A 13,570-nucleotide genomic window follows, 5' to 3' on the forward strand; every position below is an offset into this window, starting at 1 on the left:
GCGCCGTTGATGTGATGTAGAGGGTGGGGTGTTACTGATTCATGGCTGACCTGAACACGCTCGAGGAACGGCTGGCTGCCGCCATTGGGGAAAGCGAGAAGCTTCGCGCCCAGCGCGACGCCTTGCTCATGCGCGTGACCATCGTGCAGAAAGCGGCGCGTACGACGGAACGCCGATTGCGTGACGAGCAACGACATCTGCTTGAGCAGATGCATCTGGTGCATCTGGAAAGCGTCGCACGTGCACAAGCGCTAGAGCTGCTTTTGCATAGCACCTCCTGGCGCTTGACGCTGCCAATTCGCAAGGCCAAGGGGCTGGTTCGTCGTGCATGGCGCATGGCACGTCCCCTTGTGGCATGGAGTGCCCGGGCCATTCGTCCTGCAGTCCGCAAGGTAGTCGGCGTGGCGCCGTTCCGCCAGGTGTTCGATCGCGCGTTTCCGGAAACGTCCCGCCTGGGCATCCACTTGCGGGCATTCCTGAGCGTGATGCCACCAGGCGAGGAAGTCGTGCCCATGTCCGCCACCGCAAGCGTCATTGCAGACGATCTCACGTCTCGAATCACGCTCCGCGCGCACCAGGCAGGCCTGCAGGCCGGGAGCCGTCGATGAAGCTCGTGATCGATCTGCAGGCGTGCCAGTCTCCCGACGGTCGTATCCGTGGGGTAGGCCGCTACTGCATGTCCCTTGCCAGGGCGATGGCAACCGATCCGCGGGGTCATGAAGTATGGCTGGCGGTTAATGGGGCGATGCCTGAATCCGCCGTCCAGATCCGCGACATGTTTGAGGACGTGATTCCCCGGCACCGGGTGGTGGCCTGGGAAGGGCTTGCGGCGACCGCCTCGCGTTTTCCGGAGAACCGTGTCAGAAGCCTGGTGGCCGAAGCATTGCGTGAGGATTTCCTCGAGAGCCTCGCACCGGACGTGGTCCTGACGTCGAGCATGATCGACGGATGGGTCGATTCGGTAGTCACCTCAGTTTCGAGCGAATCCTCAGCCTTGCAGGCAGCCATCGTCTTCGACCTCATTCCGCTGGTAATGCCTGCGGCTTACTTGCGCCAACCCGGCCAGGAGGCGTGGTATCGGGAGAAGTTAGGCCATCTGAGTCGCTGCGATGTCCTGTTGGGGATATCTGAGTCGACCTGCGACGAAGTGGTCGGGTTGATGGGGATAGAGCCGGATCGTGTGGTCAACATTTCAGCGGCCGTGGGTGATGAGTTTGTTCGATTGTCGAATGCAGCCGGCCATCGCCATGCGGGCCGGAAATTCGGTATATCAAGGCCTTTCGTCATGTATGCCGGTGGCTTTGATGTGCGCAAGAACCTTGCGCGTCTTATCGAAGCGTTTGCGCGATTGCCCGAAGGCGTCCGTTGCGGTCACCAACTCGTGCTGGTCGGGAACATCGATGTCATCGAGCGGGACGAACTGACGGTCGTCCGCGAAGCAGCCGGACTTGATGAAGACGAGTTGGTATTCACAGGGTTCGTTTCCGACCAGGAGCTGGTAAAGCTATACAACGCCTGCGCTCTTTATATTTTCCCGTCCGAGCACGAGGGCTTTGGTCTCCCGGCACTTGAAGCGATGTCCTGTGGTGCCGTTGTGATGGGCGCCAATGCCACGAGTTTGCCCGAGGTCATTGGTTATGCATCAGCGCTGTTCGATCCCCTCGATATCGATGCTATTCGTGCCGCGATGGAGAAGGGGTTGCTCGACGAAGGCTTCCGCCAGGCTATACGTCAGCACGGAGCGAATCAGACCAAGCGATTTTCATGGCGGGCATCGGCGTCCGCTGCGTGGGGTGCCATCGAGAATGCACTAGCTCATCGGCCAAGCCAGTCGGGCCCGCAAGTTGTGACGCTCCCATCGACGCAACGGCTCGCTGTGCGTGACGATGAGACTACGGCACGCCTTCTGCCGAACCTCCGGGACAAGCCATTGGAGCTGGTGGGCTCCGGATTACTCCCGCTCGTTACCACGGTCCTGGCGTCGGAATCGCCGGCCTTGTTGTCCGAACTGACGTATCGCCGCGATGGTTATCCGCTAAAGCCAGATGCAGGCCATATCGAACCTGCGCTCTCCGTACATGACCTTCGTCTTGCCTCGCCCCGTTGGTCCTGGGTTGCCACCGAGGCTGACCAAGACCCAAGGCGCGTGCGTTACGAGAAGCTTGTCAACCGCTTGCTGGACATTCCTGGCATCCAGACCTTGCCACCAGCTGACCTGAAGCGCGTGGCTAATGCCATGGCCAGCCAAACGTCAACGCAGGGGTCGATGCGTTCGTTGTACCTGGATGTGTCGCATCTGGTGATTGAAGATGCCAAGACCGGGATTCAGCGCGTGGTTCGGCACATCGTCGCGGAACTCCTGGCCGATCCTCCACCTGGGTTCCGCGTCGAGCCGGTCTATCTTCAGCGAGACGGCGTATTTCGTTATGCGCGCCAATGGATGCAGGGCAGGGTGCAGGCGGATTTCGTCCTGCCACCCGATGAACTGGTGATATTCCAGGCAGATGACATCTTTCTGGGGATTGACCTCACCGCGCATATGGTTCCGTACCTGACCGCTACATTCCACGCCATGCGCAGCGTTGGCGTCGAAGTTATCTTCGTCGTTTATGACGTCCTGCCGCTTTTACGCCCTGATTGCTTTGATCCCGCGGGGCTTCCCATGTTCCGCAGCTGGTACGAGTCGATCGCCCGAATCGCGGACGGCCTCATTTGCATCTCGCGCACGGTGGCCGATGAACTTGTCGCCTGGTTGGACCAGGGACATCCAGAACGTAGTCGCCCTCTCAAGATTGGGTGGTTCCATCTGGGTGCGGACCTGGTTGCCAATGACTCATCGATACACGCGCCGAGCGAGTTGCCGGCACCGATGCAGGGTCGTCCAACCTTCCTGATGGTCGGCACGATCGAGCCACGCAAGGGCCATGCGCAGGCACTGTCGGCGTTCGAACTGTTGTGGGCTGATGGCGTGGAGGTGAACCTTGTCATCATCGGCAAAGCGGGTTGGCATATGGATGAGACGATCGACCGGCTGCGCGGTCATGCCGAAGCCGGTCGACATCTTCACTGGCTTGAACGCGCCGATGATGCGACGCTGGTATCGATGTACCACGGCGCCACAGCCTTGCTGGCGTCCTCGGAAGGCGAAGGTTTTGGGCTTCCGTTAATCGAGGCAGCCCAGTACGGCCTTCCCATCCTTGCCCGGGACTTGCCCATTTTCAGGGAAGTCGCCGGGTCACACGCTTCGTATTTCGATGGCCTGTCCGCGCGCGAACTGGCTGCCGCCGTCAAGCAGTGGCTCGCACTCGAATCCGACGGTGTAGCACCACCCTCGGCGGGCATGCCGTGGCTAAGCTGGTACGCCAGTTCGCGCCAACTCCTGGACGTGGTCATCAACGGAAAATGGCCACTATCCTGGCGGTCAGGCCCGCGGCGACGTCTTGCGGCGAGTGATTACATGTCAGACTCGTCTGCGGGTGCCCTGGTGGCGACGGCTCGGGTGTCGACGGGCGAGCCCGGCCAGCTATATCTGAGCCGAGCCTTCCCAGCCACGGCCGGCCACTATCGGGTGGTGGCCAAGGGACGCCGCGATGGTGCCGATGGCATTGCCTGGATCGACGTGCTTGCCCATCGTGAATCCTCCAATATGGCCTCCGAGCCTCTAGACATGGTCGATGGGTTTTCACAAACCTTCGAATTCGAACTCCTCGAAGACGTCGCCGATCTGCGCGTAGGCATCATGGTCGATGCTGAAGTAACACTGGAGTTGAGCGCCATTGAGGTGGAGCGCTTGAGTCTGGGCGACGTGTCACCCAAAATGCCCCGTTCACCGAACGATCTAACGCACGCGATGGGATCCTAATGAAAACTGCACTGATCACCGGCATTTCCGGTCAAGATGGCGCTTATCTGGCCGAACTCCTGCTAGAGAAGGGGTATCGGGTGTTCGGGACATACCGCCGCACCAGTTCGGTGAACTTCTGGCGCATCGAGGAACTGGGTATCCAGAACCATCCCAACCTCGAACTGGTGGAGTTTGACCTGACCGACACGGGTTCGGCGATTCGCCTGCTGCAATCCACGGGCGCAACCGAGGTCTATAACCTGGCGGCCCAGAGCTTCGTGGGGGTGTCCTTCGATCAGCCGGCGACGACCGCCCAGATCACGGCCGTTGGCGCGCTGCACATGCTTGAGGCAATCCGGGTAGTGAATTCGGGTATTCGCTTCTACCAGGCATCGACTTCCGAGATGTTCGGCAAGGTGCAGGCTGTCCCGCAGAAGGAAGATACGCCGTTCTATCCCCGTAGCCCGTATGGCGTCGCCAAGCTCTACGCTCATTGGATTACGGTCAATTACCGCGAGTCCTATGGCATCTTTGGTTCGAGCGGCATCCTCTTCAACCACGAGTCACCGCTGCGCGGGCGTGAGTTCGTTACCCGCAAGATCACCGATGCGGTGGCCAAGATCAAGCTGGGCAAGCTTGATACCCTGGAGCTTGGCAACATGGATGCCAAGCGCGACTGGGGCTTTGCCAAGGAATACGTCGAGGGCATGTGGCGCATGCTCCAGGTTGACGAGCCGGACACTTTCGTTCTGGCCACCAACCGTACCGAAACGGTGCGCGACTTCGTCGCCCTTGCGTTCGCGGCTGTGGATATCCGCATCCGCTGGGAAGGTAAGGATGAGCACGAGAAAGGCATTTGTGCCGATACCGGCAAGATGCTGGTGCGAATCAATCCCAAGTTCTATCGGCCGGCCGAAGTCGAATTGCTCATTGGCGACGCCAGCAAGGCCGAGGCCAAGCTAGGCTGGAAGCCCAGCACCACCCTTGAAGAACTGTGCCGCATGATGGTCCAGGCCGACCTTCGCCGGAACGAACGTGACGCCTCCTACTAAACCCGGTCGTCGCGTATTGGTGACGGGCCACCGGGGGTTCTCGGGGCACTACGTCACCGAGGCCCTGAGCAGGGAAGGATTCGACGTCGTCGGTCTCACCGTCGACGGGGGCTTGGACACGGCAGCAATCGATATTCTTGATCGCCAGGATGTGATGGCCGCCGTCGCAGCGATCCGGCCGACGCATGTCATTCACCTTGCCGCCATTGCTTTCGTGGCCCATGGGGATGCCGAGGAGATGTATCGCGTCAACGTGGTTGGCACACGGAATCTCCTTGAGGCGCTCGCCAAGCATGTCCCGGACATTGAGCATGTGCTGCTTGCCAGTAGCGCCAATGTCTACGGCAATAGCGACCAGGAAGTTCTTTCCGAGGGCCTGCCGCCACGTCCGGCCAATGACTACGCCGTAAGCAAGATCGCCATGGAATACATGGCGCGTCTGTGGATGCCACATGTACCGATAACCTTGGTACGGCCATTCAACTATACCGGTGTAGGCCAGGCAGACCAGTTCCTGCTACCGAAGGTCGTGGGCCACTTCCGTCGCGGCGAGCGAGCCATCGAACTGGGCAATATCGACGTCGCCCGTGAGTTCCAGGACGTTCGATTCGTCGCTTCGGTATATGTACGCATACTCAAGGCTCCTCCGGCCGGTGATGCGGTCAATCTTTGTTCGGGTATCTCGATATCGCTAACGGACGTAATACGTGCCATGGAATCCATTGCCGGTTATGCCATCGACGTGAAGGTGAACCCTGCTTTCGTGCGCGCCAATGAGGTTGCCCGGCTCACAGGCGATACACGGCGGCTGGTTGCCATGATCGGGCCCCTTGACACTATTCCCCTTGAAGAGACCCTTCGCTGGATGTACGCGCACGCTGGTTAAATCGTGGATCTGGATGCTCGATCAGGGTGGGCGTGTTACGTTTTGCTCCAAATCCTGCAAGCTGACGGAGAGGATCTTCATGGACAACCACGCAGCCCGTGTGCGCCTGCCATCGACTGACCGTGTCCTGGAGTTGCTGGCGGTTTTCATCGCCGCCATCTCGACCATTGGTCTAATAGCCTCACTTGCGCAATGCTTCCTCGCGCCGCAGGTGGCGCTGCTCGCGACGCTGGTGACATGGGGTTATGCGAAGTGGATACCGGCGGCCGACGTGCTTGCGAGGAACCCAGGCACGATACGCCCAAATGCCCGCGTGGTCTGGCTCCTCATCGGTTTGACATTGTTTTTCCGGCTTGTTCCTTATAACTACGTTTTTGGGGGGCAGGATCAAGGTATCTACGTGAATATGGCCGCCCAGATCGTTCGTGGTGGCGGGGTGCAAGTCGAGGAAGAGACCATGGCGCGTATAAGCGACACGGCTTCGCGCGCGCTTTATTTCAAAGACAATTACGTCCAGCAACTCCAGCGTCCGGGTATCTATGCCACTTCCCGTACCTCCGACGGCATCCCGGTCCTGGAGTTCCAGTTCTACCATCTTTTCGCCGTCTGGATGGCAGTGTTCTCCGGCCTCTTCGGACAACCAGCGGGGGTCTATGCCCTGACCGTCATGGCTGTCGCATCGGTGGTTTACTTCTATCGACTCGCTCTGGCCCTGGGCGGTGAACGAACGGCAGCCTGGGCTGGTTTTCTTCTCGCCTGCAATCCTCTGCATGCATTCTTTTCAAAATTCCCCGTCACCGAAGTGCCGACATTGATGTTCTCGGCCATGGGGCTCGGATTCTTGGCGATTTACGCAACCGCGCCGCCGGAGGGCCGCCATACCCGGTGGCTGACGCTCGCGGCCGTGGGCATGGCCGGAGTCTTCTTTACCCGCATTTCCGGCTTTATGTACTTACCATTCCTGGTGGCGATTGCCCTGCTGGCGGCTGTTTGGGATGAACAGCGCGGGCGGGCTGCTGCAATCGTGGCATGGGTTGGCCTCGTGCTGGCGATATTCGTCGCATCTTGCCTATATGGGCTTCACTGGTCCGGTTCTTACGCGGATGCCATTTACGCATCGTCATTTTCTTCGGTCTTCGGCCCCCACTGGTTACGCTGGCTAGGTTATGTGGCGCTGCTGTTCCTGTCGGCCTATGCCCTCGCAGTAGTTTTTCTCAGGAACGATCGTCTTCGACGAATCATAACTACGAGATTTACAAACAAGGCAACATGGATTCCTGCAGTTGCCACCGGCCTGTTTCTGGTGTTTGCGGTGATGAAGTTTCGTCGCCTGGCGTATAGTCATGCGTTGGTGAATGACCCATGGGTCAACCAGTTGTCGGTTATCGCTGGCCAGGGAACGCATGCACTAAAGTCAGCAAGCCTGGTCGTGGCAGCGGTTTATCTCGGGCCGGTGTTGATCGTGGGTTGCCTGGCGGCCATGTGTTGGCGCTGGCGGGATTGGCGCGTGATTTGCGTTGTCCTGTTCATGCTGGGTTTTCTGTTCTACGTCGGCGTGATGCAGAACGTCATCCCTTACCAACCGTACTACGCACGCTACCTGGTGAGCGAGTTCGTGCCTTATGCCATCCTTTTGTGCGTGCTTGCCGCTTGCTCACTTCAAGGGAGGCTAGCCCGCAAGTCAGTCGCTTTGGGGCTAGGGTTTTCGATCGTATATGGAGCAGCACTGTCCATTCTTCCGATGTCGCACCGGGCACTGGAAGGATCAGCCCCCGCGCTCGACGAAATCGCCGGCTGGGTAAGTTCAGATGACCTGTTGATGGTCGATGGACCTGCGATGCACGGCGCGGGCCTATTCGATGGTTCGCTGGAGACACCGATGACATCTATGTACGGTCGTTACGTGACCGACGTCAATGCTGCATCGTTGTCGAACTGGAAGTATCTGGCCAATCTTGACCGTGATTTCGATGCGATCTACCTGCTTACTACCTCAAGTGCGCAACCATCTGGCTTCGACCTTGCCACGTCGATGCATTTGCGTGTAGGTAATTTCAGGTTCAACCATCGGCCACCCGGGCAGTACGCATCCATGGTGGATACTCAACTCTTCCTCTACCGATTGGTACGGATCCCGCCGACGCTCGACGCGGACCTCCTTCCCTCGATGGTCAACGGTAACATCATGGCGTATCGGGACGGATGGAGCTCGGAAGAGCGCTGGGGACGCTGGACCACGGGATCACATGCTAGCTTGCGCCTGCGGGACCGTGGGAACGATTTCCTAAAGGACGTCGCCGCGGTCAAGTTGACGTTTCGTGGTTTCGTGATCGATGGCCGTAATATACAGACGCTCGTCGTGCGCTCACCAGGCATACCCGATCAAACGTGGACGTTCCGGCGTGTGGGCGAGACTTTCGTCGCTACGATTCCCCTGGATAAGAGCGTCCGCACCCAGGGCAACGCTTTGGACATCACCATACTTACACCATTGGCCGCGTCGCCGTCAGCGCTGGAGGTGAGCACTGATTCGCGCGTCCTTGGCGTTGGACTTACGTCTGTCAGGTTTGTTGCGGCAGGTTCCAGCGAAGCGCAGCCGCTACGTTAATCGGCGCGCTTGCTGGTGCCTTGAGGGGAAGGGTCGCGCAAGCTGTGGCACAGGTGCCACGCAAGCTTTGTCAGCATGGGTGCCATAGATGCCATGGACAACACGAGCAAGTAAATCGCCACGGCAGCCTGCCAGATCCCATACCGAAGATGGTGCCGCTCGGCGATGTGGAACCCGCTGGCGAACTGGCGCCATGGAGCACTGAACTCGGGCGTGTACCAGCAAAGCAGCTCCAGCGCGTAGTCATTCTGTTCGCAGGTGGCGAAGTCCTGTGTACCCCAGACGAAGCCCTGGATGGATACCCAAGCGCTCAGAATCAACGTCGCAGGCAACCACAGCACTCGCCACCCGGTGGCGATGGATTGTGAAAGCATCGCCGAAGCCATCAATAATGTGGCGGGTATCGAGGCCAGCAGGAAGAATCGAGGTCCCCATGATCCTCCGCCGTACCACGCCCACCAGCGCGCATACGTCAGGATCATGACTACGGTGAACAACACAAGTACCCCTGTCAACCGGCGCAGTTCCGTGCCTTGGGATGGCCATGGCGACAGCAGGGGAAGGAACAGCCCAGGGCTAAAGAACACTAATCCCCGACCAAAGGCGAATGTGATGGATAGCAGTCCGAACAACAATGGATAGCTGAAACCCGGCAAAGCAGAGAACGGGAGGATAGTTCGGCTGCCATGTTCGGTGTCGGCGAGATAAGCGGATTGAAACATGGTGCCATTGCGAAAGTAGTTGTCCAGCATGCCTAGCGCCAGCGGTAGCAAAACCAAAGCCAGCACCGATAGGCGCCGCTGCCGCCAGGCTTCCAGTGCCATAACAACACCGAATGCTGGCAAAAGTGCTGGCGAGTTGGCGATGCCGATAGACATGACAACACCGCCTGCCATCCGCTGCGTTCGGAAGAGCAGGTAACCCAGTACCACGAGCGTCAGTGTGGTTAGTTCGGTGAAGAAGTGCTCGGTGGCCTGTGGCAACATTGATGCGCACATAAGTAACAGTACTGTCCGGCGTGCAATGGCAGCACCTTCACGGCCACGTACCCATCCATGCAGACCCGCCAGCAAAACGACGAAGACGACAAAGTTATATCGCGTGAGGAACGCCTCGGCCCGGTCGAACTTGCCGCCTAGCCAGTAGAGCGGGCTGGCAAGCAATGGCTGGATGATCGAGTACTTGGCCCTTGAAAGGGGGCCATCACTGAAGAGCGATTGCACCATCTTCAGGCGCACCAGGCCATCACTGTCGATGGTTGGCACCGCCGAACGGAACAACAGCACGATGCCGACGGCCACCAGCAACCACTCCACGATGCGGAGTCTGCCTTCCCACGCGTTATCAGTGGCGTCAAGTCGGTTCATGTTGCCAGATGATGACCTTAGTTGAACAGTCGACCCGGCAGTGCACGCATGGTGGCGTAGTCTGTCTTGTCGTATTTCACATACCCCTTCCAATAGGAAAAGGTCATGGTGAGGCTGAGTGCAATCGCCACGAAGGCGCCAAGGTAAACCAGGCGAGACCATGCTTTTACCAGCCTGTCCAGGCCAGCCGCCAGGGGAAGCGCCAGCAGCGCCATGATATCCACCAGTGGACGCGACCCGTAGCTTGCACCAAAGAACCACGAATACCAGCTGGCGCAGACATAGATCTCGATCACGAAGATCGCGGTGATCGCTGCTGCGAGCCATCGATCCTTGCGGAATAGCGAAGGTATGCCTGCTACGGCAAGGAGCATCACGGGCGCCCAGAAGAAAAATCCCTTTCGGATGCTGAAGAGAAAATTGAAGAGCTCAGGATGCGTCCAGTTGAAGGACTCATGCAGGAACGATTCGGCGTACGTGTTGGCAAGGAACTTGCCAGTGGTGGCATGCTGGTAAACGAGCTGCGGCAGGAGCGCCACGAACCAGGCCAGCACGCACAGAGACGATGCCGTTGCAAATCGGCGTAGGTCGCGTTCGTTCCAGAGGCGCTCGAACAGCACGCATGCAGGTAACAGCACGACGAAGCCATTGGGTATGCGAATGATCGTGGCGAGACCGGCGAAAGCACCACAGGCCACGACAAAGCCTATGCGCGCTCGGTGCGTTGTCGCATCCCGGTACGCCAGCGCCAGACGCAACACGATCGCGAATGCCGCAAAGGAATACACATGCGAGAAGGAGCCGTCGTAAGTGGCGTAGTGAAACAAGTTCGTCGCGAACGCCAGCAATGTAACTGTAAGCAGGCTAATCCGTTCGTCGAACCAGCGTCGAAGTGCGCCATACACCATCAGAATGCCTATCAGCAGCCATCCGATGGAACTGCCTACGTTTGCATACTGGAACAACCGGGAGTAACCAGTGGCCGGTCGAGCCGTCACCTTCTCGCCAATGTAGGCCACGAGAAACGATGGCGTTTCCATGATCGCCGTGCCGATCGGATATTTGGTGAACCACTTTCCGGTTTCCGAATGACGGGCGATCCCGTACGACTCAAGATGGGTATGCGGTGGGAGGTTGGCCTGGAGCGTGGTGTAACTAAGATCGTGGTCGACAAACGCTGCGGGCAGGTACGAGTAATAACCGAACCCATCCGAGCGGACCACGGGGGAATTCAGGCCTTCCCCGTAGATGTAAACGCATGCGGCGATGCATATTGCGGCGATGACCGCCATTAAGGTAGCAAGACGCCGCCGCTCGGATACTTCGGCTGGCAAGATTGCCATGCTCATTCCCCTTTCTTCCATGAAGAAAATTAACGCCAATGTGCGCGGGGATCAGAGTTCCGCGCCTATACAAGATTATCCTGCCGCGCAGGAAACGCTTTCAGGACCGCCCGTAGACGTCTTCGAAACGGACGATATCGTCTTCCCCAAGATAGCTGCCCGACTGCACTTCAATGAGTTCCAGCGGCACCTTGCCCGGATTGCGCAGACGATGCGTGCTTCCAAGTGGAAGGTAGGTACTCTGGTTCTCCGCCAGCAGGAAAACCTTGTCGTTGCAGGTGACCTCGGCCGTGCCGGAGACGACGATCCAGTGCTCGGCGCGATGGTGGTGCATCTGCAGGCTGAGAGCGGCACCGGGACGTACCACGATACGCTTGACCTGGAAGCGTTCGCCCATGTCGATGGAATCGTAGGCACCCCACGGACGGTAGACCTTGCGATGGAAGAGGTGCTCCCTGCGACCGGCGCGCTTGAGCTCATCGACCACCGTCTTGACGTCCTGTGCGCCCGCCATGGTGGTGACGAGAGTAGCATCTGGCGTCGTGACCACGACGACGTCTTCAACGCCCACCACGGCCACCAGGTGTCGGTCGTGGGTGCGGACCAAATTGTTGCTGCTACCGATGCTGATCACATCGCCCTCAAAGGCGTTGTTGTCTGCATCTTTCTCACTCGCCTGCCACAGCGCTGACCACGAACCGATATCACTCCAGTTGCAGTCCACCGGTACCACGACGGCGCGGTCGGTTCTCTCCATCACGGCGTAGTCGATCGAGATGTCGGGCGACGTGGCCATGGTTTCAGCATCAAGGCGAACGAAGTCGAGGTCACGGCTGGAAGTGGCGTAGGTGGCACGTGCAGCGCGAGCCACATCCGGAGCGTGTGTGTCTAGCTCGGCAAGGAAGCGCCGCGCGCCGAAGAGGAACATCCCCGAGTTCCACTCGTACTCGCCGCTGGCCACGTAGCCTTCGGCTATCTCCAGAGTCGGCTTTTCGACGAACTGGTCGACTTTGAATCCACCCGCGCCACAGGCCTCGCCGTGGCGGATGTAACCGAAGCCGGTTTCCGGCCCCGAGGGACGAATGCCGAAGGTCACCAGAAGGTCCTCCCTGGCAAACGGCACGGCCTTGGCCACGGCGTCCAGGAAACTGCGGCTGTCACCGATCAGGTGGTCGGCCGGCAACACCAGCAGGAGTGCCTCGGGGTCCGTGGTCATGGCATGCAGGGCTGCGAGCGCGATGGCCGGGGCGGTATTGCGAGGCACCGGCTCAAGCAGGATCGAAGCTTCCTCCACATGGAGTTCCTGCAACTGCTCGGCCACCATGAAGCGGTGGTCGTCGCTGCAGACGACAATGGGAGTTCCGGCATTGGACATGCGTGCCACGCGCTGCATGGTCTGCTGAAAGAGCGTTTCCCCCCCCATAAGGGCAAGAAACTGCTTCGGCCGGTTCTTGCGCGAAAGGGGCCATAGCCGAGTGCCGCTGCCGCCGCTGAGAATGACAGGCACGATCATCGTGGTGCTCCGGGAAAATGTATTCAATTGAACGGATTATAAGCGAATTGGGTCGGCTCAGCTGGCCATGTCGGCGTCCGGGTAGCTGCGGTAAAGCCACCGGGGCTTTCCTGGTGTCGCCGGCCGCGAGTTTCGAGCGCGGATGAAGATGTACTGCCCCAGATCGTGGATGCGATGCTTGACCACGCGCAACTCGCGGGCAAGGCGCCGCCCCGGGAACCATTCAGTGGCATGGTTCTCATGGACATCAGAGGCAAATACCAGCTCCACGTCGAAACCCAGGTGGGTGAGCAGGGTATACAGTTCGTGCTTGTTGTATTCCCGGTTGTGCCGCCCGTAGACGCCATAGCCGGATAACGGATCATAGAGATTGGCACCACAGAGCATCCGCGCCACGTTCTCCAGGCGACAGACGTTGGGCGTGCTCAGCACCAGATAGCCATCAGGTGCCAGCTTCTGCTTGATGCGCAATAGTGCCGCCATGGGGTCGCGCGCCAGGTGCTCGATCACCTCACAAAACAGCACCACGTCGAATAGGCCATCGAAGGGAATGTCCTCTATCTCGACGTTGTTGTTCATGAACGGAAACTCGAACGCCTCCCCGGTGTCGTCGTGCCGCATCACCTGTGTCGATCCACCACCATCGATGCCGAAATAGTTGGTGCAGGAAAGTTCGAAACGTCGGTATTTCTTCAACAGAATCGAGGTGAAGTAGGGGTTGGCGCCGATCTCCAGCAGGCGCCCGGTGCTATCCGGGACCAGGCCAAGCGTATATACAAACCGGCGAAAGTCCTCGTCGAGATAGGCCGCCAGTTCGCTTGCCGGGCCGCCATCGAGGCGAAACCCCGCCAGCCAGCTTCGTAATGTGGCTTCCGTCGTGTCCGCTGGAAGCGGCAGGGCTTGGCTGATGCCCGGAAAGCTCCTGGCGAAATTAAAGGCGAATGGATTGAGGCCCAT

At 59.1% G+C, this 13,570-nt stretch carries 9 protein-coding genes; 5 read left to right on the forward strand and 4 right to left on the reverse strand.

Annotated elements, in window-relative coordinates:
* Positions 1–41: 41 nt before the first annotated feature.
* From VGM61_RS18345 to VGM61_RS18365, 5 genes are all read left to right on the forward strand, one after another.
* Positions 42–608, forward strand: coding sequence for a hypothetical protein (locus VGM61_RS18345; protein WP_331524357.1), 567 nt, complete (start codon positions 42–44; stop codon positions 606–608).
* Positions 605–3,862: a glycosyltransferase family 1 protein gene (locus VGM61_RS18350; RefSeq protein ID WP_331524358.1), complete on the forward strand. Its 3,258-nt coding sequence runs from the start codon at positions 605–607 to the stop codon at positions 3,860–3,862. The genes VGM61_RS18345 and VGM61_RS18350 overlap by 4 nt, the downstream gene beginning before the upstream one ends.
* A complete protein-coding gene (gene gmd, locus VGM61_RS18355; RefSeq protein ID WP_331524359.1) occupies positions 3,862–4,896 on the forward strand; it encodes a GDP-mannose 4,6-dehydratase in 1,035 nt (344 codons plus the stop codon). The genes VGM61_RS18350 and gmd overlap by 1 nt, the downstream gene beginning before the upstream one ends.
* On the forward strand, positions 4,880–5,782 hold the full coding sequence (locus VGM61_RS18360; RefSeq protein ID WP_331524360.1) for an NAD-dependent epimerase/dehydratase family protein: 903 nt from the start codon (positions 4,880–4,882) through the stop codon (positions 5,780–5,782). Before gmd ends, VGM61_RS18360 begins: the two co-directional genes overlap by 17 nt.
* Before the next feature lie 79 nt (positions 5,783–5,861).
* Positions 5,862–8,390 (forward strand): hypothetical protein, encoded by a 2,529-nt coding sequence (locus VGM61_RS18365; protein WP_331524362.1) that lies wholly within the window; start codon positions 5,862–5,864, stop codon positions 8,388–8,390.
* On the opposite strand, the gene VGM61_RS18370 is transcribed toward VGM61_RS18365, so the two are convergent.
* From VGM61_RS18370 to VGM61_RS18385, 4 genes are all read right to left on the reverse strand, one after another.
* Positions 8,387–9,757: a hypothetical protein gene (locus VGM61_RS18370; protein WP_331524363.1), complete on the reverse strand. Its 1,371-nt coding sequence runs from the start codon at positions 9,755–9,757 to the stop codon at positions 8,387–8,389. The two genes, VGM61_RS18365 and VGM61_RS18370, sit on opposite strands and share 4 nt — an antisense overlap.
* Before the next feature lie 17 nt (positions 9,758–9,774).
* Positions 9,775–11,121 carry a hypothetical protein gene (locus tag VGM61_RS18375; protein WP_331524364.1) on the reverse strand — a complete coding sequence of 449 codons (1,347 nt, stop codon included), beginning with the start codon at positions 11,119–11,121 and terminating at the stop codon, positions 9,775–9,777.
* A 79-nt stretch (positions 11,122–11,200) separates the two neighbouring features.
* Positions 11,201–12,613, reverse strand: coding sequence for a mannose-1-phosphate guanylyltransferase/mannose-6-phosphate isomerase (locus VGM61_RS18380; RefSeq protein ID WP_331524365.1), 1,413 nt, complete (start codon positions 12,611–12,613; stop codon positions 11,201–11,203).
* A 57-nt stretch (positions 12,614–12,670) separates the two neighbouring features.
* On the reverse strand, positions 12,671–13,570 hold the full coding sequence (locus VGM61_RS18385) for a class I SAM-dependent methyltransferase (protein ID WP_331524367.1): 900 nt from the start codon (positions 13,568–13,570) through the stop codon (positions 12,671–12,673).

It is taken from the genome of Pinirhizobacter sp. (genome assembly GCF_036499745.1).
In the GTDB taxonomy this organism is placed as follows: Bacteria; Pseudomonadota; Gammaproteobacteria; order Xanthomonadales; family Rhodanobacteraceae; genus Pinirhizobacter.